The organism is Burkholderia sp. 9777_1386, from assembly GCF_015712265.1.
GTDB classification, from domain to species: domain Bacteria; phylum Pseudomonadota; class Gammaproteobacteria; order Burkholderiales; family Burkholderiaceae; genus Burkholderia; species Burkholderia cenocepacia.
The window spans coordinates 55,236-75,371 of record NZ_JACCQB010000025.1; the positions used below are offsets into that span (position 1 = coordinate 55,236).

Sequence of the window (20,136 nt, forward strand, 5' to 3'; positions counted from 1 at the left end):
TCATGATCCCTTCGAGCCACGATACGTGCGTGCCGCCTGCCGACTGGATGTCGGCGCTCGACGACGCGCGGCCGCTGCATACGCTGACCCTACCGGGCAGCCATGACACCTGTGCGTATACGGTCGACGATTTGCTCGTGCGCACGCAGCGCGCGCCGCTCGAGGCGCAGCTCGCGCATGGCGTGCGGCTGCTCGACATCCGCTGCCGGCACGTGCGCGATGCGTTCGACATCCATCACGGCGGCATCGCGCTCGGCATGACGTTCGACGACGTGCTGGCAACCTGTACGCGCTTTCTCGATGCGCATCCGCGCGAATGCATCGTGATGTCGGTGAAGGACGAATGGCCCGCGCATGCGTGCACGCGCGGTTTCGATGCGACGTTCGACGCGCATCGCGCGCGGCATCCGCGGCTGCGCTGGCATGCCGGCGGCACGCTGCCGACGCTCGGCGACGTGCGCGGCGCGGTCGTGCTGTTGCGGCGCTTTCGCAGCGGCCGGCCGCTCGGCATCGACCTGACCGCGTGGCCCGACAACGCGACGTTCACGATCGACCATCCGGACGGTGCGTTCGTGATCCAGGACGAGTATCGCGTGCCGGTGGCCGCATCGATCGCATGGAAGTGGCGTGCGATCGACGCGTTGCTGACGCATCTGCCGCTGCCGGACACCGGCCGCTGGGCGCTCAATTTCTGCAGCGGAACGGGGATGGGCGCGAATCCGTCGGTGGTCGCACACGGCGATGGCCGCGTGCCGGGCATTCATGCGCGACTGGCGGTGCGCTTGCGCGAACAGCGCGGCCCGTACGGCGCGATGCTGCTCGATTTCTGCGATGACGACGACTGGGCGCTGGTGCGCGCGCTGATCGAATGCAATGCTCGCACGCCGGAGCAGGGCGTCTGGCGCAAGGCGTTTCGCTGTTAGCGGGCGGCGGGTCGCCGGGGCTGCCGCGGCCGGCGAACCCCGTGGATCGGGCGTTCGAAACAAACGATACGTATGAGGTTTCGATTATAGTGACGGCCGTCCCGGACTGCCTGCCCGAATTGCCGTCATGCCTGCATCGATCCTGATTCGCCCCGCCACGCGGGAAGACGCGGCCGCGATGGCCGCCGTGGAAGTGGCCGCCGCGCAGCGGTTTCGCGAGGTCGGCATGGCCGACATCGCCGACGGCGAGCCGACCGATGCGGCTGCCGTGCTCATGCGGATCGACGACGGTCGCGCGTACGTCGCGGTCGATTCGCAAGGCACGTGCGTCGGGTTCGCGTTCTACCGGCTGCTCGATGTGCAGCGGCTGTATCTGGAGGAACTGGATGTCGCGCCGTCGCATGCGGGGCAGCGGATCGGCGCGCGCCTGATCGAGCGGATCATGGCGCGCGCCGCGCAAGACGGCATCGTCGTGGTCGTGCTGTCGACGTTCCGCGACGCGCCGTGGAACGCCCCTTATTACGCGCGCCTCGGTTTCCACATCATCGACGACGCATCTCTCGACGACGCGCTGCGCGCGATCCGCGCGCACCACGTCGCGCTCGGTCTCGACGAAACGCAGCGCGTGTTCATGCGTGCCGACGTGCGCGCCTGAACCCGCGCCGTCCTACCGTCAGGCCGCGTCGCTCAGCGCAGGGTAGTCGGTGTAGCCCGTTTCGCCTTCCGCGTAGAACGTCTCCGGCACCGGCTTGTTGAGCGGCGCGCCGATTTCGAGGCGGCGCGGCAGGTCCGGGTTCGCGATGAACAGCTTGCCCCAGGCGATCGCGTCGGCGCTGCCGTTCGCGAGCGCGGCCTGCGCGGTGTCGAGTGTGAACTGCTCGTTCGCGATCAGCGGGCCGCCGAATGCTTCCTTCAGGCGCGGGCTCAACTGGTCGCCCGAATACGATTCGCGCGTGAAGATGAACGCGATCTTGCGGCGACCGAGTTCGCGCGCGACGTAACCGAACGTGGCCGCCGGATCGGAATCGCCCATCGTATGCGCGTCGCCGCGCGGTGCGAGATGCACGCCGACCCGGCCCGCGCCCCACACGTCGATCGCCGCGTCGACCACTTCGAGCAGCAGGCGCGCGCGATTCTCGATCGGGCCGCCGTACGCATCGGTGCGGCGATTGGTGCTGTCCTGCAGGAACTGATCGAGCAGGTAGCCGTTCGCGCCGTGAATTTCCACGCCGTCGAAGCCCGCTGCCTTCGCATTCTCGGCGCCCTTGCGGTACGCGGCGACGATGCCCGGAATTTCGTCGAGTTCGAGAGCGCGCGGCGTCACGAACGGGCGCGGCGGACGCACGAGGCTCACGTGGCCGCCCGCGGCGATTGCGCTCGGCGCGACCGGCAGGTCGCCGTTCAGGAACATCGGATCGGAGATCCGGCCGACGTGCCAGAGTTGCAGCACGATGCGCCCGCCGGCCACATGCACGGCCTGCGTGATCTGCTTCCAGCCTTCGACCTGTTCGTCGGACCAGATGCCCGGCGTGTCGGCATAGCCGACGCCTTGCGGCGTGACCGACGTCGCTTCGGTAATGATCAGGCCGGCCGATGCGCGCTCGGCGTAGTAGCGCGCCATCAGCGCGTTCGGCACACGCGTCGCGCCCGCACGGGAGCGGGTGAGCGGCGCCATCACGATGCGGTTCGGCAGGGTCAGGTCGCCGAGGGTAACGGGATCGAACAGCGTGGGCATGACAGATAACCTCTTCACGAAAGGCGGGAAGCCGTCGCGTCGTGTGCGATGGCGCCCCGCATGGCCGGTTCGGCCGTTGGCTAGAGTTCGCGGCGCAGGGCGTCGTGAAATGCGTCGATGACGGCCTCGTTGCGCTGGAAGAACGCCCATTGGCCGATCCGCGTCGACGTCACGAGCCCCGCGCGCTGCAACGTCGCGAGGTGCGCGGAGACGGTCGACTGCGACAGCCCGCAGCGCGCGTCGATCTGGCCCGCGCAGACGCCGTGTTCGTACGGCAGCGTCTGCTGCGGGAAATGCTCGCCGGGCGTTTTCAGCCAGACGAGGATCTCCCGGCGCACGGGGTTCGAGAGCGCTTTCAGGATCGCGTCGATGTCGAGTTCGGTCGGCATGGAAAGGCTGGGTGTTTCGGTCAGGCAGACGGGTATCGTCGATGGGCGAATCATATATCGTGTTTTGACGATATGTTTGTAAGCACTACCGGCAATGGGGTTGATAGCGTGCGACGATCTTGGGGGCGGATCAACGCCGGGCGACGCGCCTTCAACGCGGCCGCCCGGTTTCAGGTCATCTCGTCGGCGATCTCATCTCGCCGCGCGCGTAACATATGTGGCATCGCGCTTTGCTTACGGAGTTCTTTCATGTCGGTTCGGGCCGTCATATTCGATTTCGACCTGACGCTGGCGGATTCGTCCGCCGCGATCATCGAATGCACCCGGTACGCGCTGGATCAACTCGACGCCGCCGGCCCGACACCCGCGCAGATCGGCGCCGTGATCGGACTGCCGCTGCCGGACATGTTCCGTTCGTTGACGGGCGAGACCGTGGCGGCGCGGGCCGATGCGTTCGCGCGGCACTTCGTCGCGCGCGCCGACGAGATCATGGTGCCCGGCACCCGCATCTATCCCGAAGTGCCGCCGCTGCTCGCGGCGTTGCGCGAGCAAGGGCTTGCCGTCGCGATCGTGTCGTCGAAGTTTCGCTACCGGATCGACGCGATTCTCGAACGCAACGGCTTGCAATCGATGGTCGACGTGTTGATCGGCGGGGAGGACGTGCAACGCCACAAGCCGGACCCGGAAGGGCTCGTGCAGGCACTGGCGCGGCTCGGTTTGCCCGCCGCCGCCGCGATCTACGTCGGCGACCATGCAGTGGACGCGCAGGCGGCCGAGCGGGCCGGCGTGCCGTTCGTCGGCGCGGTGAGCGGGATGACGTCGTTCGACGCGTGGGCGCGCGCCGGCAAGCAGGCGGTAGCGACGCATATCGGCGAACTGCTAGGCATCGTGCAGCAGCTGCAGCGTCGAGCGGGCGAAGCGTGCGCCGACGCCGAACCGGGTGCGCAGCCGGCCGGCTGACCCGTTTTCGGCAACGGGCCGGCAGCGCGCGACGGATTCTGCGACCATCGCTGTTCAAGTCATATTCGCCACCCGAGCCGCCGCCATGTCCGCCATTTCCGTCGCCTTTGCCCGCCTCCGACGCTTGCGTGCGTTGCCGCTCGCCCGAGCCCTGTCGTTCGCCGTTCCGCTCGCGGTCGCCGCCGTCGGCATGCCGGGCGGCGCGCAAGCCGAAGCCGCCACGCCCACGCAGCGCGAACGTCTCGAAGCGCCGGTCAAGGCCGTCGCCGACCAGCGCTTGGCCGTCGACACGCCGCAGGACCGCGCGGAGCTGCCCGTCTACGCGGACCGTCCGCTCGACCAGGCCGCACCCGACGTCACGCGCGTGTTCATCGTGATTCACGGCACGCTCCGTAACGCCGACGCGTATTACGCATCGGGGCGCAAGGTCGTCGAAAAGGCCGGGGCGGCCGGCGCGGGCACGATGGTGGTCGCACCGCAGTTCCTGACCCGTGCCGACGCGCGCGCCTTTTCGTTGTCCGCATCGACGCTCGCGTGGACGCAGGAAGGATGGAAAGGCGGCGAACCGGCGCGCGAGCCGGGCCCGGTCAGCTCGTTCGCGGCGCTCGACGCATTGCTCGCGCATTTCGCCGATCGCGGCCTGTACCCGTCGTTGTCGACGGTCGTCGTGATCGGTCATTCCGCCGGTGCACAGTTGCTGCAGCGTTATGCGGTGGCCGGGCGCGAAGGCGACGCACTGGCGCGTGCCGGCATTGCCGTGCGTTACGTGGTCGCGAATCCGTCGAGCTACCTGTACTTCGACGATGAACGGCCGAATGCCGACGCGCTTGCCGGCGGCGCCTGTCCGCGCGCGACCGAATGGAAGTACGGGTTGAAATCGGCGCCGCCTTACGTTGCGTCGCAGGACGTGCGCGATCTCGAAACGCGCTACGTCGCACGCCATGTCGTGTACCTGCTCGGGCAGGCGGACACGAATCCAACCACGCATTTCATCGACCGCTCGTGCGCGGCGATGGCGCAGGGGCCGTACCGGCTGGCGCGCGGGCTCGCGTATTTCGATTACCTGAAGAAGCGGCATCCGGACGATCTCGCGCAGCAGGTGGTCGAAGTGCCGGGTGTCGGGCACGACGGCCTCGGCATGTTCACGTCCGCTTGCGGGCTGGCCGTGTTGTTCGGGCATGCGCTGCCTCGATCGTGTCCGGTCGTCGCCGGCACCGCGCCGGCGCTGCGCGCGGCGGGGCAGTGAGCCTGCATGCGACGCGCGTGAGCGACGGAAACAGATCGATCAGAAAAATGCACGAATCCGCACGTTAAATTCATTTCCCGGTTCGGCGCTCGCGGTTCAGGATGACGGTGTTCACAGGAGCGCCCCCATGAACATCACGATCCTCAACGATCATTTCGACACGCTGTGTGCACTGCCGAGCTTTCGCAAGCCGGATGCGCAGCCGATCCACGTAGTCCACCCGAAGGCGTCCGAGCGCGAAGCGGCGTCGCTCGAGCCGTTGATCGACGACCTGCTCGAATGGATCGGGCCCGCCGCGCGGCCGTACGATGAGGTGATCGATGCGTGGCGCACGTCGTGCCCGCGCCTGCCGGTGTGGGAGGAAGCCTGCGCGCGCGGCTACGTGGTCCGGCGTCATACACCTGGCGGCGTGGCGGAAGTGGCGGTGACCCCGGCCGGCCGCGCGCGCCTGCGGGCCCGGCGGGCGTGACCGACGCGCAGGTGTCACGCGTCCGGGTACGGCGTGCCGTCCTTGTGCAGAAACCGGCCGTCGCGGCTCCGGCTCATCATGTCGATGTCCGGGCACGTGATCACGTCGTCCGGCGAGCGCGAGCCGACCTCGAGATAGACGGCGACCGCATCCGACCGGTTGATCAGATGATGGCCGTTACCCGAATTTTTCGGAAACGCCGCGCAGTCGCCCGCGCGCAGCACGGTTTCACCACCGTCCTCGATCATCACGAGCTCGCCTGCGAGCACGTAGACGAATTCGTCCTCGTCGGAATGCCAGTGGCGCTGCGACGACCAGCCGCCTGGCGGCACGCGCATCAGGTTGACGCCGAAATCGCGCAGGCCGCCGGCGTCGCCGAGACGCTGGCGGATGCGCTGCGCGCACGGCGCATCGAACGGCCGCGGATAGCCGCTGCCGCGGCGTTCGGGCACGGTACCGAGATCGATTCTTGGCATGGACGGCTCCGTCTGCCTCGCGGGCGAAGGGGACGACAGTCATTGTAGGCGGCCGCCCGTCGTTCGCCCGCGGTGCGTGGCAGGCCGCGTCATTCGACGGTGATCGTTTCCTTCATGTACGGATGAATACCGCAGAACACCTTGTAGACGCCCGGCTTGTCGAAGCGGAACGAATACGTCTCGTCCTGGTCGAGCGCCTTCGAATGAAAGATGCCGGCGTCGTTGACGACGGTATGCGGCTCCGCGTCGAGGTTCTTCCACGTGATGGTCGTGCCGGCCTTGATCGTGGTCGACATCGGCGAAAACATGAAATTGCGGATCGTCACGAGCGGGCCGGTCGGACCCTGCGCGAACGCGGCGGGCGGCGTGCCGGCAGCGGCGCCGCACAGGATCAGCACGGCGACGATTCGGTGGCGTTGGAAGCGGATCATGTCGTTCTCCTTATATCGGTCACGCGAGCGTCGCATCGTGCAGCGACGACGCGACCGGATGGCCGGCAAACTCGACGGTCGTCACGCCGAGCATCGACGGCAGCCGGTCGTGCGGCACCGTGAGCGGCACGGGGCCCGGGCCGTTGCCGGCCGTCGGCTGCGGGAACGCGGTCGAGCGGGCGGTGTGGAACGTCACGTTGCCCTCGACCTTCGACACGATCTGATGGATGTGCCCGTTCAGGACGGTGACCGAGCCGAAGCGGCGCAGCAATGCCATCGTCTGCGGCGCGTCGCCGGTGCCCCAGCCCCACGGTTCGTAGATGGTCCACATCGGCATGTGCGAGAACACGACGATCGGCGTGCTCGACGAGCGGCCTTTCAGGTCTTGCGCGAGCCACGCGAGCTGCTCGTCGCCGAAGCTGCCGAGCCCGTTCGGCTTGAAGTGCATCACGTTGACGAGGCCGATGAAGTGCACGCCCGCGTGGTCGAAGCTGTAATAGCCGCGGTTGTCCGACGCCTTGCCGAACCGGCCGAAATATTCGGCGCCCGATCCGTCGGTGACGTCGTGTTCGCCGGGCACCGTATGCAGTTCCGTCACGCGCAGCGCGGACAGCAACTGCGACGCGTGATCGAATTCCTCGGGCTTGGACAGGTGCGTGATGTCGCCGGTGTGGATCGTCAGCGCCGGCAGCGCGGGCATCCCGTTGACGAGGTCGATCGTCTGCTTCAGCGTGGCCGACACGTCCGGATTCGCGTCCTTGTTGAAGCCGATGTGCGTATCGCTGATCTGCACGAACAGCGGCCGGCCCGCGTCGGCCGGGCGCGCATCGCCGGCTTGCGCGAGCGCGAGGTCGAACGGCGTGAGGATGCCGCCCGACAACGTGAACAGCGTACCGAGGCCGCCGAAGGCCATGCATTGCAGGGCCTTGCGGCGCGACGGGCGGGTGGGGGTCGATGAAGACATGTGAGCCTCGTATTCGTGTGACGAAACCGGACGGCCGGATCGTCCTGGAATAAGCCGGCGCATTCGCATGCGATACCGGCGAAGCGGCGGATTTATTCCCGCCCGTTACGAGGTTGAACACTCGCATTGACAGCCGACGGGGCGATGCACGATTCCGCCCGGATGAGCCGTCAATGTCCTGTAAGTGACACGTCACATTTGCGTCACGGCCGCCCGATAGCCTCCCACTCCGAACCCCTCTCCGGAGCCCTTCATGCCGAACCTCGCGGCAACGGAAACGGGCGGTGCGGTCGCTCACCGCACACGCGCCCTCGGCCTCGCGCCGCTTTTTCTGATCGTTGCCTGCGGCATCGTCGGTGTCGGCATTCATCCCGGTGCCGGTCTTCGTTTCGTCAAGGGCGGTGCGGTGCGGCCGTTCGCGCTGCCGGCCACCTCATACCGGGCACTGCACGGGCTGTTCTGATTCGCACCGCGAGTGCGACGCCCGGCTGCGCGACAGGCGGCCGACCCCATCGATTTTCAATTCCACACAAGACGCTACCGATGGATATCCGTTTCTTCGATCCGAATCGCACTGCCAACGCGTCGGCGTGGCGCGTGCTGCCCAACCGCTGGGATGCGGTCGCGTTTCCGCTGATCATTTGCGTGCTGGCGATGGCGATCGTCGGTTTTCACGAGACGATGGCGCCGATCGGCGTACTGCAGACGCAGAAGATCTCGCTCGATCCGTCGAACCTGCCCGAATACGCGCTGCGCACCACGCTGCGGATGCTCGCCGCGATGATCGCGTCGCTCGTGTTCACGCTCGTCTATGGCACGCTCGCGGCCAAGAGCCGCCGCGCGGGCATGGTGCTGATCCCGATCCTCGACATCCTGCAGTCGGTGCCGGTGCTCGGCTACATCTCGTTTACCGTCACGTTCTTCCTCGCGCTGTTTCCGGGCCGCGTGCTCGGCGCCGAGCTGGCCGCGATCTTCGCGATCTTCACGAGCCAGGCGTGGAACATGACGTTCAGCTTCTACCAGTCGCTGCGCACGGTGCCGCGCGACCTGAGCGAAGTGTCGCGCGGCTTTCACCTGACGCCGTGGCAGCGCTTCTGGAAGCTCGAGGTGCCGTTCTCGATGCCCGGCCTGATCTGGAACATGATGATGTCGATGTCGGGCGGCTGGTTCTTCGTCGTCGCATCCGAGGCGATCACCGTCGGCAACCAGACGATCACGCTGCCGGGCATCGGTGCGTATCTCGCGCAGGCGATCGCGGACAAGAATCTCGGCGCGGTCGGCTGGGTGATCGTCGCGATGTCGGTCGTGATCCTCGCGTACGACCAGTTCCTGTTCCGTCCGCTCGTCGCGTGGGCCGACAAGTTCCGGATGGAGAACACCGCGTCGGGCGATGCGCCGCAATCGTGGCTGCTCGACATGATGCGTCGCACGCACCTGATCCATCAGTTGCTCGTGCCGGCCGGCTGGCTGCTGTCGCAGGCCGCGCGGATTCCGCTGCGCGTGCCGTCGCTGGCGGGTACGCGCGTGCGCGGCGCATCGTCGCGCCGTTCGTCGCGCATCGGCGACATCGTGTGGGGCGCGTTCGTGATCGCGCTGACGCTGTACGTCGTGTGGCGCGTCGTCAGTTTCGTCGCGACCGGCGTGACGATGGGCGAGGTGGGCCACGTGCTCGTGCTCGGGCTGATCACGCTGCTGCGCGTGCTGGTGCTGATCGCGATCGCGTCGGTGATCTGGGTGCCGCTCGGCGTGCTGATCGGGCTGCGCCCGAAGCTCGCCGAGAAGATCCAGCCGCTCGCGCAATTCCTCGCCGCGTTTCCGGCGAACCTGCTGTTCCCGGTGTTCGTGATCGTCATCGTCCACTTCCACCTGAACGCGGACATCTGGCTGTCGCCGCTGATCGTGCTCGGCACGCAGTGGTACATCCTGTTCAACGTGATCGCCGGCGCGATGTCCTATCCGAACGACTACAAGGAAGCGACGAAGAATTTCCGCATCCGCGGCTGGCAGTGGTGGCGCCAGGCGATGCTGCCCGGCATCTTCCCGTACTACGTGACCGGCGCGATCACCGCGTCGGGCGGCGCTTGGAACGCGAGCATCGTGTCCGAGTTCGTGCAATGGGGCGATACGAAGGTCGTCGCGCACGGCCTGGGCTCGTATATCGCGCAAACGACCGCCGTCGGCGATTTCCCGAAGATCATCCTCGGCATCGCCGTGATGTCCCTGTTCGTTACCTTGTTCAACCGCCTGCTGTGGCGTCCGATGTACGCCTATGCGGAATCCCGGCTCCGTCTCGATTGAGAGTAAGCGCGATGCAAAATTCGACCGTTATCAACGCCCCCGTCAAGACGTCCCAGCCGCTGCAGCCGCCGCGGCTCGGTGAAGAAATCCTGCGCGTCGAGCACGTGAACCGCGGCTTCAACAAGACGCAGGGCGAGCTGCTCGTGCTCGACGACGCGAACCTGTCGCTGCGCGAAGGCGAGATCGTCGGCCTGCTCGGCCGCTCGGGCTCGGGCAAATCGACGCTGTTGCGCATCATCGCCGGCCTGATCGAGCCGACCGGCGGCGAAGTGACCTACCTCGGCAAGCCGCTGCGCGGCCCGGCCGAAGGCGTCGCGATGGTGTTCCAGACCTTCGCGCTGTTCCCGTGGCTGACCGTGTTGCAGAACGTGGAAGCCGGGCTGGAGGCGCTCGGCGTCGGCGCGCGCGAGCGGCGCGAACGTGCGCTCGCCGCGATCGACCTGATCGGTCTCGACGGTTTCGAGAACGCGTATCCGCGCGAGCTATCGGGCGGGATGCGCCAGCGCGTCGGTTTTGCGCGCGCGCTCGTCGTCGACCCGACCATTCTGCTGATGGACGAGCCGTTTTCCGCGCTCGACGTGCTGACGGCTGAAACGCTGCGTACCGATTTGCTGGACCTGTGGACGCAAGGCCGGATGCCGATCAAGTCGGTGCTGATCGTCACGCACAACATCGAGGAAGCGGTGTTCATGTGCGACCGGATTCTCGTGCTGTCGTCGAATCCGGGCCGCGTGATCGCCGAGATCAAGGTGCCGTTCAAGCATCCGCGTAACCGGCTCGATGCCGATTTCCGCAAGCTCGTCGACGACATCTACGCGAAGATGACCGCGCGCCAGACCGGCGAGGCGACGAAGAAGGGGCTCGAGCTGGGTAGCTGGATGCCGCGTGTGTCGACCAACCTGATGGCCGGCCTGATCGAAACGCTCGCGATGGCGCCGTACCATGGCCGCGCCGACATGCCGGAAATCGCACGCTCGCTGCATCTGGAGGTCGATGAACTGTTCCCGATCGCGGAAGTGCTGCAGCACCTCGGCTTCGCGGACGTGCGCGAGGGCGACGTGTTTCTGACGCCGCCCGCCCGCGTGTTCGCGGAATTCGGCACGCAGGAGCGCAAGCTGATGTTCGCCGATCACCTGCTGAAGCACGTGCCGCTCGCGGCGCGAATCAGGAAGGTGCTGAACGAGCGTCCGGGCCATCGTGCGCCGCGCGTGCGCTTCGAGCAGGAGCTGGAGGATTTTCTGTCCGACGAGGCGGCGGAGGAAACGCTCGATGCGGTGATCGACTGGGGGCGGTATGGGGAGGTCTTTTCGTATAACGACAAGACGGAAGTGTTCAGTCTGGAGGATGTCGAGAGCTGATCCCTGCCGGCGGAGGGTGACGCGTCATCACTCCGGCAAATCCCGCCGGCTCACATCCCACTCGATCCCGCCCGCATTGAGCTGCTCGATCTTCTCCATCCGCTGCCGCGCCAGTTCCGGCAGCCGGTTCGTCACACCGATCACCAGCGCTTCGGCGAGCGCCAGCGCCGGCACGTTGGTCTGCAGCATCGCGAAAGGGCGGCCCTGGATGCGCAGCACGATCTCCGCGAACTCGCCGATCGGCGAGCGCCATTCGTCGGTGATCAGCAGGATTCGCGCGCCGAGTTGGTGCGCGGCCTGCGCGAAGCGGATGCTGTCCTTCTGGTAACGGCGAAAATCGAAGATCACGAGTACGTCGTTGCGCCCCATGTCGGCCAGCGCGACGGACGCGAGATTCACGTTCGGCTCGACGTACTGCACGTGCGGCCGCGCATAGGCCAGCGTGAACGAGAACAGCGACGCAAGCGGCGCCGTATAGCGCCCGCCGCCGCAGAAGACGCGCACGTCCGGATCGGCCAGCACCGCCACGGCTGCGTCGAACGCGGCCGCGTCGAGCCCGTCGATCGTCGTCGCGAGCGATTCGGACAGCCGCTGGAAAATCGCCGCGTGACTGTCGCGCATGCCCGTTTCCGAGTGGAACGCATCCATCCGCGCGAGCGGCGAATTCATCGCGGTGTCGATCTCGTCGTGCAGCGCCTGCTGGAACGACGAGTAGTTCGGAAAACCGATCCGGACGACGAAGCGGAACACGGTCGGGTCGCTGACTTCCGCCTGCTTCGCAACCTGCGCGATGGGGCCCAGCCCCAGACTGGGATAGCGATCCAGCAACGCCTGCGCGACCTTCTGTTCCGACGGCGTGAAGCTATCCATTTGGGATAACAGCAACGCCCTGATGCTCGTCCCCATCGGCACTCCGGCTCTCTATCTGAATTGAATGACCCAATGAAACGGCAGACGGGCGTCTGCCGGCAACTGCACGCATGTTAGCCGATCGAGGGGCGGCAGGCCGCGTGCGGTTTCAAATTATAGGGACGCATCACCTGCCCAGACGATATGTTCATATATGTAATAAATCAAACATACATCACCCGATGTATCTCGGATGTTTCGCTTTAAATTCAGTGGTTACCCTAGGTTTTGGTACAAAAAAGCGAATGATATGATCGCGGCCTCATTGAAATGTATTGTTTATTACATGTCGAATCGGCAGCGTCGACCAACCAATTGCGCGGTCGACGCATCCCGGCATGGCCCGGTTTATTCGTCTGGAGGATTCCGTCATGAGGCGGCTCGTAGTACTCACCCTGTTGTCGGCGATGAGCGTGTGCGCGTTCGCCGCGTCGGACCCGGCGGTCGAAGCGAAGAACGGCATGGTCGTGTCGTCGCAGCACTTCGCGTCGCAGATCGGCGTCGACATCCTGAAGGCAGGCGGCAATGCGGTGGACGCGGCAGTGGCCGTCGGCTATGCGCAGGCCGTGACCAACTCGTGCTGCGGCAACATCGGCGGCGGCGGCTTCATGACGATCCACCTGGCCGACGGTCGCGACCGCTTCATCAATTTCCGCGAGACCGCGCCGGCCGCGGCGTCCGCGAACATGTATCTCGATGCGGCGGGCAACGTGATTCCGGACCAGAGCCTGTACGGCTACCGTGCGGTCGGCGTGCCGGGCACGGTGGCCGGCCTCGATCTCGCGCAGCGCAAATACGGGAAGCTGACGCGCCGGCAGGTGATGGCGCCGGCGATCCGGCTCGCGCGCGACGGCTTCGTGCTGACGCGCGGCGATACCGATATCCTCGACACGACGGTCGAGCGCTTCAGGAAGGATCCGGAAGCCGCGCGCATCTTCCTGCGCCCGGACGGCACGGCGCTGCAGCCGGGCGATCGCCTGGTGCAGAAGGATCTGGCGCGCACGCTCGAGCGCATCGCGGAGCAGGGGCCCGACGCGTTCTATCACGGCGAGATCCCGAAGATCGTGGAAGCGGCGGCCAAGCGCGGCGGCGGCGTGATCACGGCGGCCGATTTCGCGTCCTATCGCGCGCAGGACATGGCGCCGCTGACATGCACGTATCGCGGCTACGAGTTCGTGTCGGCGCCGCCGCCGAGCTCGGGCGGCGTGACGATGTGCGAGACGCTGAACATCCTCGAAGGATATGACCTGCGCAAGCTCGGCTACCACTCGGCCGCGGCGGTGCACTACATGACCGAGGCGATGCGCCATGCGTACGAAGATCGCAACACGCTGCTCGGCGATCCGGACTTCATCGACAACCCGATCGCGAAGCTGACGAGCAAGGAGTACGCGGCGCAGATCCGCAAGAGCATCCATGCCGATACGGCGACGCCGTCGGTCGACGTGCAGCCCGGTGTCGGCGTGCACGAGAAGCCGGAAACGACGCATTACTCGATCGTCGACCACGACGGCAATGCGGTGTCGACGACCTACACGGTCAACGGCCGCTTCGGCGCCGTGGTCATCGCGCCGGGCACGGGCTTCTTCCTGAACGACGAGATGGACGACTTCACCGTGAAAGTCGGCGCGCAGAACCTGTTCGGCCTCGTGCAGGGCACGCGCAACTCGATCGCGCCGGGCAAGCGTCCGCTGTCGTCGATGGCGCCGACCATCGTGAAGAAGGACGGCAAGGTGTTCATGGTGGTCGGTTCGCCCGGCGGCTCGCGCATCATCACGATCACGCTGCAGACCGTGCTGAACGTGATCGACTACGGGATGACGCCGCAGGACGCGGTCGCCGCGCCGCGCATCCATCACCAGTGGCTGCCCGACGCGGTCTATTACGAAACCTACGGCCTGTCGCCGGACACGCTCGCGATCCTGGGCAACATGGGCTACAAGATGGTCGAGCAGACGCCGTGGGGCGCCGCCGAGCTGATCATGGTCGGCCTGCCGGGCACCGAAGCGGCGAGCCGCCAGAGTTCCGGGAACGATTCGTCGGTGTCCGGCAACGTGCGGGTCGGCTTCATCTACGGCTACAACGACCCGCGCCGTCCGGCCGGCTCGGCGATCGGCTACTGACGCGATCGCTTCAAGTTGAATCGCTGCCGCCGGCGTTCGCGTTGCCGCGAATGCCGGTGCGGCGGCAAGCGTGTCCGTCAGCGGGCATCCGGCAGCCGCAGCGGCGCGCCCGGTGCGCACCGAGGCACGGCGCGCGCAGCTTTCTTCCGTCAACTCCATCGCCATGCGGCGAATCCCGTCATGAACAAACGAATGTCTGCAGCAGGGTGGATCCTGCTCGCGATGGCAGCCGGCATCCTGGTCGGCTACCTGATCTTTACGCAGCTTCCCGACAAGCAATCGGCCGCGGAAATCGCCGGCTACATCTCGCTCGTGTCCGACGTGTTCCTGCGGCTGATCAAGATGGTGATCGGCCCGCTGGTGTTCTCGACGCTCGTCGTCGGCATCGCGCACATGGGCGATGCGTCGTCGGTCGGGCGCGTGTTCGTGAAGGCGCTCGGCTGGTTCGTCACCGCGTCGCTGATCTCGTTGCTGCTGGGGCTGCTGATGGCGAACCTGCTGCGGCCCGGCGAGAACCTCGGGCTGCCGCTGCCGGACATCGGCGCGTCCGCGCATCTCGCGACGTCCAAGTTCACGCTGAAGGATTTCGTCGGCCACATGGTGCCGAAGTCGATCGCCGAGGCGATGGCGAACAACGAGATCCTGCAGATCGTCGTGTTCTCGATGTTCTTCGGCGTCGCGCTCGCCGCACTCGGCGAGCGCGGCAAGATCCTGGTCGCCGCGATCGACCAGCTCGCGCACGTGATGCTGAAGATCACCGGCTACGTGATGAAGCTCGCGCCGCTCGCGGTGATGGCCGCGATGGCGTCGACCGTCGCGATCAACGGGTTGTCGATCCTGCTGAAGTTCGCGGTGTTCATGGGCGACTTCTACGCGAGCCTCGTGCTGCTGTGGGCCGCGCTCGTCGCGGCCGGGCTGCTGTTCCTCGGTCGCCGCGTGTTCAAGCTGCTCGTGCTGATCAAGGAAGCGTTCATGCTGTCGTTCGCGACCGCGAGCTCGGAAGCCGCGTATCCGAAGGTCCTCGACGCGCTCGACCGGTTCGGCGTGCGCCGCAAGATCTCGAGCTTCGTGATGCCGATGGGCTATTCGTTCAACCTCGACGGCTCGATGATGTACTGCACGTTCGCGACGCTGTTCATCGCGCAGGCGTACGACATCCACCTGTCGCTCGGCACGCAGGTCACGATGCTGCTGATCCTGATGATGACGTCGAAGGGGATGGCCGGCGTGCCGCGCGCGTCGCTCGTCGTGATCGCGGCGACGCTGCACCAGTTCAACATCCCGGAAGCCGGGCTGCTGCTGATTCTCGGTGTCGACACGTTCCTCGACATGGGCCGCTCGGCCACCAATGCGGTGGGCAACTCGATCGCCAGCGCGGTGGTCGCGAAGTGGGAAGGCGAGCTGATGTCGGAGTCGGAAGCGCACGCGCATGCCGCGCATCTCGATGCCGAACTCGAACGGCAGAACGGCGACCCGGCCTATGGCGCCGGTCAGGCCACGTCGACCTGACGGTCAGGCCGCGAGCGCTTCGTCGATGCACGCCGCGAGCACCATCGCGGCGGCGTTGCCCGGCGTCGAGCCGAGCAGTTGCGGCGCGTAGACGCTGTCGCCGATCTCGATCGCGCGCCCCGACAGCGCGCACACGCCGCGCTTGCGCGTCGTGAACAGGCGCCACTTCTGGTAGCCGTAATGCCCGGTGCATGCATCGCACCACGAAATCATCACGGTGTCGGCCGTGGGCCGTTCGAGCACGCTGATGGTCGGCTTGCTCGTCGCGTCCCACGACGGCAGCCGGTCACGCGTGACGCTGCGCCGTCGCGGCCCGCTCCACGAAACGGACGGCATGTCGAAGCTGCCGATTGCGGCGACGGTCATGAGCCAGGGCGCTACACGATTGTTCATGTCTCTGTTCCTCGAAACGTTGCGCGGTGCCGCGACACGCGGCGTCACGACAGGCGGATGCGCGGCTGCACCCAGCCGTTGATCCGTTCGGCGATCCACAGCAGGGTCGCCTTGGAGAAACCGTGCAGCGCCTGCTGGTGCCGCCGGTAGAGCATCAGGTGGCTGAACTGCGCGAAGCGGCCCTGGATGAAGCCGCCGCGGAAGAATCCGAACTGCCCGAGCGTGCCGAACGCGTCGTAGTCGCTGATCGACACCAGCGCGCCGAAATCGTGGAACGCGAACGGCGGAATCGGCGTGCCGTCGAGCCACGCGGGCAGATGCTTCGCGAGATGCTCGGCCTGCTGCGTCGCGACCTGCGCGGTCGGCGGCAGCGGCCGTTCGTGGCCGTCGGGCAGCAGGCTGCCGCAATCGCCGATCGCGAACACGCGCTCGTCGCCGGTCGCCTGCAGCGTGGGGCCGACGACGATCTGGTTCGCGCGGTTCGTGTCGAGTCCGCCCAGCGCCTGCATGAAATCGGGCGCCTTCACGCCGGCCGCCCACACCATCAGGTCCGCTTCGGCGAACGAACCGTCGCCGTAGTGGAAACCGTTCGCGTCGGCCGACGTGACGCGCGTCGACGTGAGTACGCGAAAACCGATCTGCTCGAGCCGCCGCTGGGCCGACGCGGAAATCCTCGGCGGAAACGCGTTGAGGATGCGCGGGCCGCTTTCGAGCAGCGTGAGTTGCAATCGATCGCGCACCGTGTCGTCGCCATAGGCCTGCGCGACCTCCAGCAAGCGGCTCAACTCCGCCGCGAGTTCCACGCCCGTCGCCCCCGCGCCGACGATCGCGACGCGAAACGGCTCGTCGCGCGCGATGCTGCGGAACACGCGCATCCGCAACGCTTCGTTGAAGGTCTCGGCCTGCTGCTGGCTGTCGATGAAGTAGCAGTGCTCGCGCACGCCGGGCACGCCGAAATCGTTGGCCTGGCTGCCGAGCGCGAGGATCAGCACGTCGTATTCGAGTTCGCGTGCGTCGATCACGACGCCGCCGTCCTGCGAGCGGATCTCGCCGAGCTGCACGCGGCGGCGTGCGCGATCGAGCCCCTTCAGTTCGCCGGGCTGGTACGTGTAGCCGTGGTCGCGGGCATGGGCGAGGAAGATCACCTGCTGCTGCTGGACGTCGCGCGTGCCGGCCGCGATCGTGTGCAGCATCGGCTTCCAGATGTGCGTCGGACTGCGATCGACGACCGTGATCTGCGCCCGCCCGGAGCGGCCGAGACGCTCGCCCAGGCGGGTCGCGAGCTGCAGCCCGGCGATCCCGCCGCCGACGATGACGATGCGTGTAGGGGTTGTCATGGATAAATCATCACGTGATGAATAAGGTATGATCCTAGCGCTTCCCGGCTCCGCGTGTCAACGGAGCGGGGCAGGCCGCCCGCTTCCGGTACGTGAAACCGGGGACCGAGCACGGGCATTCGAATCGTTCAAGGAGCAGGAAAAACGTGGCAGAAGTCACTGAGCGCGCACCGTCGAAGCGGCGTACGCGCGGACGGCCGCTGGCGGATGCGTCCGTCGGCCCGGACGTGATATTGCGGGCCGCGCGCCGCACGTTCGCGAAGCGCGGCTACGACGCGACGAGCGTGCGCGAAGTCGCGCGCGAGCTGGGCATCGATGCGGCGTTGATCGCCCATCACTTCGGTACGAAGGAAACGTTGTGGCTGGCCGTCGTCGAGCAGATCGTCGAACTGGCCGAACCGATGTTCGACGCGCTGCGTGCGTTGCGCACGTCGCCGCTGCCGCATCGCGACCGCGTGCGGCGCGCGCTCGAGCTGTGCGTCGATCACGAATTCGCGGAGCCGGATATCGGCATGTTCTTCTCGACCGCGGCGACCGAGGAGGGCGGGCGGCTCGACCGGCTGCAGGAGCGGATCGTGCGCCCGTATCACGACGCGATGTTTCCGCTGCTGGCGGACGCGGTCGAGGCCGGCACGATCCGTCCGGTCGATCCGAACGTGCTGTTCTTCATGATCGCGAGCGCGATCGGCACGACGGTGTCGTACAGCCACATGATGCTGGAGTTCACGTCGTTGCCGACGCGGCCGGAGGCGTTCCGGCAGGCCGTGCTCGGCGTCGCGTTCAACCTCATCGGCGACTGAGCGCCGCGCGCGACGCGCGCGGTCACGTCGCGGCGACCAGCCCGAGTTCGCGCACCGCGTTGCGCGCGCTCTCGCGCAGCGCGTCGACGAGCGGCGACGGCGTGCGGTACGCGAGCGCCAGTTCGTATGCGAGCGGGCTGCCCGCATCCTTCAGTTCGCAGAACGTAATGCCTTGCGGCTGCATCGGCACGAACAGGCGCGGCATCAGCGCGACGCCGATGCCGCCCGCGACGAGCCCGGCCGTCGTCTGCATCTGGCGCGGCTGCTGGACCACCCGCGGCGCGAAGCCCGCCTGCGCGCACGCCGTCACGATCAGCGCATGCATGCCGGGCCCGTGGTGCGCGGCGAACATGACCCACGGTTCGTCCGCCAGCTCGGCCAGCGCGATGCGGCGGCGGCGCGCGAGCCGGTGGCCGTCGGGCAGCGCGGCGACCATTCGGTCGCGCAGCAGCGGTTCGACGTGCACGTCGCCGGCATCGGCCACCGGCAGCACGACGAGGCCGGCGTCGGTGCGGTCCTGACGCAGCGCGAGCACCTGCTCGGCGGTCGTGCCTTCCTCGAGCTGGAAATCGACGTTTGGATGCCGTTCCTGGAATGCCCGCAGGATCAGCGGCAACAGCGCGTTGACGGTGCTGTCGACGAAGCGCAGCCGCAGCGTGCCGCCGAGGCCGGCGCCCGCGCGGCGCGCCACGGCCACCGCGCGCTCGGCCTGTTCGAGCGTGCGCCGCGCTTCGAGCAGGAAGGCTTCGCCGGCCGGCGTGAGCCGCGAGCCGCGGTTGTCGCGTTCGAGCAACGCGACGCCCACTTCGTCCTCGAGCTTGCGGATCGCCGCGCTGAGCGGCGGCTGGGCCATGTGCAGCCGCTCGGCCGCGCGCCGGAAACTGAGCGTTTCGGCGACCGCGATGAATTGCCGGAATTGGCGCAGATCGATCATGCGATACCTTCCATGTATCAGTAGATCATCGAATTCGTATTTTACCTATCACCCTGCGTTACCGAGAATGGGGTTGTCATTCACCATCGAGATTCGGGAGGGCAGGTCATGACGGGCAATGAACAGCAGCGAACGGCGATCGTCACGGGCGGGTCGAGCGGGATCGGCTTCGCGATCGCGCACCGGCTGGTGCAGGACGGGTATCGCGTCGCGATCGTCGGGCGCGACGGGGCGCGGCTGGCGGCGGCCGTCGCGCGTCTCGGCGGCGCGGCGATCGGGCAGGCCGGCGACCTCGGCGTGCGGTGCGAAGCGGAAGCGGCGGTCGCTGCGATCGTCGCGCGCTGGCCGCGCATCGACGTGCTGGTCAACAACGCGGGGCTGACCGGGCGCGTCGGCGCGGATACCGAAGCGGCCGAGGCCGAGTCCGTCTGGGACGCGGTGCTCGACGCGAACCTGAAAAGCCTGTTCCTGACGACGATGGCCGTGCTGCCGCACCTGGCCGAGCATGCGGCGCGCATCGTCAACATTGGCTCGATCGCGGCGCGCGCCGGCAGCCTGTTGCCGGGCGGCCTTGCGTATGCGGCCGCGAAGGCCGGCGTCGAAGGCTTCACCGTCGCACTGGCACGCGAACTCGGGCCGCGCGGCGCGACGGTCAATACGGTCGCGCCCGGCTATATCGCGGATACGCGTTTCTTCGGCGACGGCGGGGTCGCGCCGGCCATCGCGGCGACGATCCGCGAGCAGACGCCGGTCGGCCGCGCGGGGCAGCCGGACGACATCGCGGACGCGGTCGCGTGGCTCGCCGGGCCGCGCGCGTCGTTCGTCACGGGCGCGACGATCGCGGTGAACGGCGGCTGGCGCGTCGGGTGATGCAGCGCGTGC

At 67.2% G+C, this 20,136-nt stretch carries 21 protein-coding genes; 12 read left to right on the forward strand and 9 right to left on the reverse strand.

Annotation, left to right across the window (positions count from 1 at the left end):
- Positions 1-2: 2 nt before the first annotated feature.
- Entirely contained in the window at positions 3-923 is a 921-nt protein-coding gene (locus H0X91_RS19545) for a phosphatidylinositol-specific phospholipase C (protein ID WP_156908330.1), read from the forward strand.
- Positions 924-1,050: 127 nt separating this feature from the next.
- Entirely contained in the window at positions 1,051-1,578 is a 528-nt protein-coding gene (locus H0X91_RS19550) for a GNAT family N-acetyltransferase (protein ID WP_196433254.1), read from the forward strand.
- 18 nt (positions 1,579-1,596) lie between these two features.
- Here H0X91_RS19550 and H0X91_RS19555 read toward each other — a convergent pair whose 3' ends face one another.
- Both H0X91_RS19555 and H0X91_RS19560 read right to left on the reverse strand, forming a co-directional pair.
- The gene (locus tag H0X91_RS19555; RefSeq protein WP_196433255.1) at positions 1,597-2,658 is read right to left on the reverse strand and encodes an alkene reductase; all 1,062 of its coding nucleotides are present in this window, start codon (positions 2,656-2,658) and stop codon (positions 1,597-1,599) included.
- Between the two features lie 80 nt (positions 2,659-2,738).
- Positions 2,739-3,047 carry an ArsR/SmtB family transcription factor gene (locus tag H0X91_RS19560; RefSeq protein ID WP_006496873.1) on the reverse strand — a complete coding sequence of 103 codons (309 nt, stop codon included), beginning with the start codon at positions 3,045-3,047 and terminating at the stop codon, positions 2,739-2,741.
- Between the two features lie 249 nt (positions 3,048-3,296).
- Between H0X91_RS19560 and H0X91_RS19565 the strand changes: the two genes are divergently transcribed.
- The 3 genes from H0X91_RS19565 (at position 3,297) to H0X91_RS19575 (ending at position 5,722) form a co-directional block, all read left to right on the forward strand.
- Complete coding sequence (locus H0X91_RS19565; RefSeq protein ID WP_006484434.1) at positions 3,297-4,007, forward strand: HAD family hydrolase; 711 nt, start codon at positions 3,297-3,299, stop codon at positions 4,005-4,007.
- Positions 4,008-4,092: 85 nt separating this feature from the next.
- Complete coding sequence (locus H0X91_RS19570; RefSeq protein ID WP_048988651.1) at positions 4,093-5,253, forward strand: hypothetical protein; 1,161 nt, start codon at positions 4,093-4,095, stop codon at positions 5,251-5,253.
- Positions 5,254-5,380: 127 nt separating this feature from the next.
- Positions 5,381-5,722, forward strand: a complete 342-nt coding sequence (locus tag H0X91_RS19575; protein WP_112751287.1) for a 3-phosphoglycerate dehydrogenase — start codon at positions 5,381-5,383, stop codon at positions 5,720-5,722.
- Between the two features lie 14 nt (positions 5,723-5,736).
- Here H0X91_RS19575 and H0X91_RS19580 read toward each other — a convergent pair whose 3' ends face one another.
- From H0X91_RS19580 to H0X91_RS19590, 3 genes are all read right to left on the reverse strand, one after another.
- Complete coding sequence (locus H0X91_RS19580; protein ID WP_196433256.1) at positions 5,737-6,198, reverse strand: cupin domain-containing protein; 462 nt, start codon at positions 6,196-6,198, stop codon at positions 5,737-5,739.
- An 89-nt stretch (positions 6,199-6,287) separates the two neighbouring features.
- Positions 6,288-6,629, reverse strand: coding sequence for a cupredoxin domain-containing protein (locus tag H0X91_RS19585; RefSeq protein ID WP_062884827.1), 342 nt, complete (start codon positions 6,627-6,629; stop codon positions 6,288-6,290).
- 19 nt (positions 6,630-6,648) lie between these two features.
- Positions 6,649-7,593 carry a metallophosphoesterase family protein gene (locus H0X91_RS19590; protein ID WP_058903272.1) on the reverse strand — a complete coding sequence of 315 codons (945 nt, stop codon included), beginning with the start codon at positions 7,591-7,593 and terminating at the stop codon, positions 6,649-6,651.
- Positions 7,594-7,846: 253 nt separating this feature from the next.
- On the opposite strand from H0X91_RS19590, the gene H0X91_RS19595 reads away from it, so the two are divergent.
- The 3 genes from H0X91_RS19595 to H0X91_RS19605 all read left to right on the forward strand — a co-directional run bounded on the left by H0X91_RS19595 (position 7,847) and on the right by H0X91_RS19605 (position 11,249).
- The gene (locus tag H0X91_RS19595; RefSeq protein WP_060266163.1) at positions 7,847-8,056 is read left to right on the forward strand and encodes a hypothetical protein; all 210 of its coding nucleotides are present in this window, start codon (positions 7,847-7,849) and stop codon (positions 8,054-8,056) included.
- A gap of 80 nt (positions 8,057-8,136) precedes the next feature.
- Positions 8,137-9,891 (forward strand): ABC transporter permease, encoded by a 1,755-nt coding sequence (locus tag H0X91_RS19600; RefSeq protein ID WP_062910384.1) that lies wholly within the window; start codon positions 8,137-8,139, stop codon positions 9,889-9,891.
- Between the two features lie 11 nt (positions 9,892-9,902).
- Complete coding sequence (locus H0X91_RS19605; protein ID WP_006496879.1) at positions 9,903-11,249, forward strand: ABC transporter ATP-binding protein; 1,347 nt, start codon at positions 9,903-9,905, stop codon at positions 11,247-11,249.
- Between the two features lie 27 nt (positions 11,250-11,276).
- Here H0X91_RS19605 and H0X91_RS19610 read toward each other — a convergent pair whose 3' ends face one another.
- Complete coding sequence (locus tag H0X91_RS19610; RefSeq protein WP_006484428.1) at positions 11,277-12,155, reverse strand: MurR/RpiR family transcriptional regulator; 879 nt, start codon at positions 12,153-12,155, stop codon at positions 11,277-11,279.
- Between the two features lie 374 nt (positions 12,156-12,529).
- On the opposite strand from H0X91_RS19610, the gene ggt reads away from it, so the two are divergent.
- Complete coding sequence (ggt, locus tag H0X91_RS19615; protein ID WP_062910385.1) at positions 12,530-14,281, forward strand: gamma-glutamyltransferase; 1,752 nt, start codon at positions 12,530-12,532, stop codon at positions 14,279-14,281.
- 180 nt (positions 14,282-14,461) lie between these two features.
- Complete coding sequence (locus H0X91_RS19620) at positions 14,462-15,790, forward strand: dicarboxylate/amino acid:cation symporter (RefSeq protein ID WP_196433257.1); 1,329 nt, start codon at positions 14,462-14,464, stop codon at positions 15,788-15,790.
- 3 nt (positions 15,791-15,793) lie between these two features.
- On the opposite strand, the gene H0X91_RS19625 is transcribed toward H0X91_RS19620, so the two are convergent.
- Together H0X91_RS19625 and H0X91_RS19630 are read right to left on the reverse strand one after the other, a co-directional pair.
- Positions 15,794-16,183, reverse strand: coding sequence for a DUF3331 domain-containing protein (locus H0X91_RS19625; RefSeq protein WP_058903269.1), 390 nt, complete (start codon positions 16,181-16,183; stop codon positions 15,794-15,796).
- Between the two features lie 44 nt (positions 16,184-16,227).
- Positions 16,228-17,520: an NAD(P)/FAD-dependent oxidoreductase gene (locus H0X91_RS19630; RefSeq protein WP_080322510.1), complete on the reverse strand. Its 1,293-nt coding sequence runs from the start codon at positions 17,518-17,520 to the stop codon at positions 16,228-16,230.
- A 146-nt stretch (positions 17,521-17,666) separates the two neighbouring features.
- On the opposite strand from H0X91_RS19630, the gene H0X91_RS19635 reads away from it, so the two are divergent.
- On the forward strand, positions 17,667-18,320 hold the full coding sequence (locus tag H0X91_RS19635; protein ID WP_006496890.1) for a TetR/AcrR family transcriptional regulator: 654 nt from the start codon (positions 17,667-17,669) through the stop codon (positions 18,318-18,320).
- Positions 18,321-18,342: 22 nt separating this feature from the next.
- Here the strand turns inward: H0X91_RS19635 and H0X91_RS19640 are convergent, their stop codons facing one another.
- Positions 18,343-19,254, reverse strand: coding sequence for a LysR family transcriptional regulator (locus H0X91_RS19640; protein ID WP_058903268.1), 912 nt, complete (start codon positions 19,252-19,254; stop codon positions 18,343-18,345).
- 108 nt (positions 19,255-19,362) lie between these two features.
- On the opposite strand from H0X91_RS19640, the gene H0X91_RS19645 reads away from it, so the two are divergent.
- Positions 19,363-20,124: an SDR family NAD(P)-dependent oxidoreductase gene (locus H0X91_RS19645; protein WP_196433258.1), complete on the forward strand. Its 762-nt coding sequence runs from the start codon at positions 19,363-19,365 to the stop codon at positions 20,122-20,124.
- The last annotated feature ends 12 nt before the right edge of the window (positions 20,125-20,136 follow it).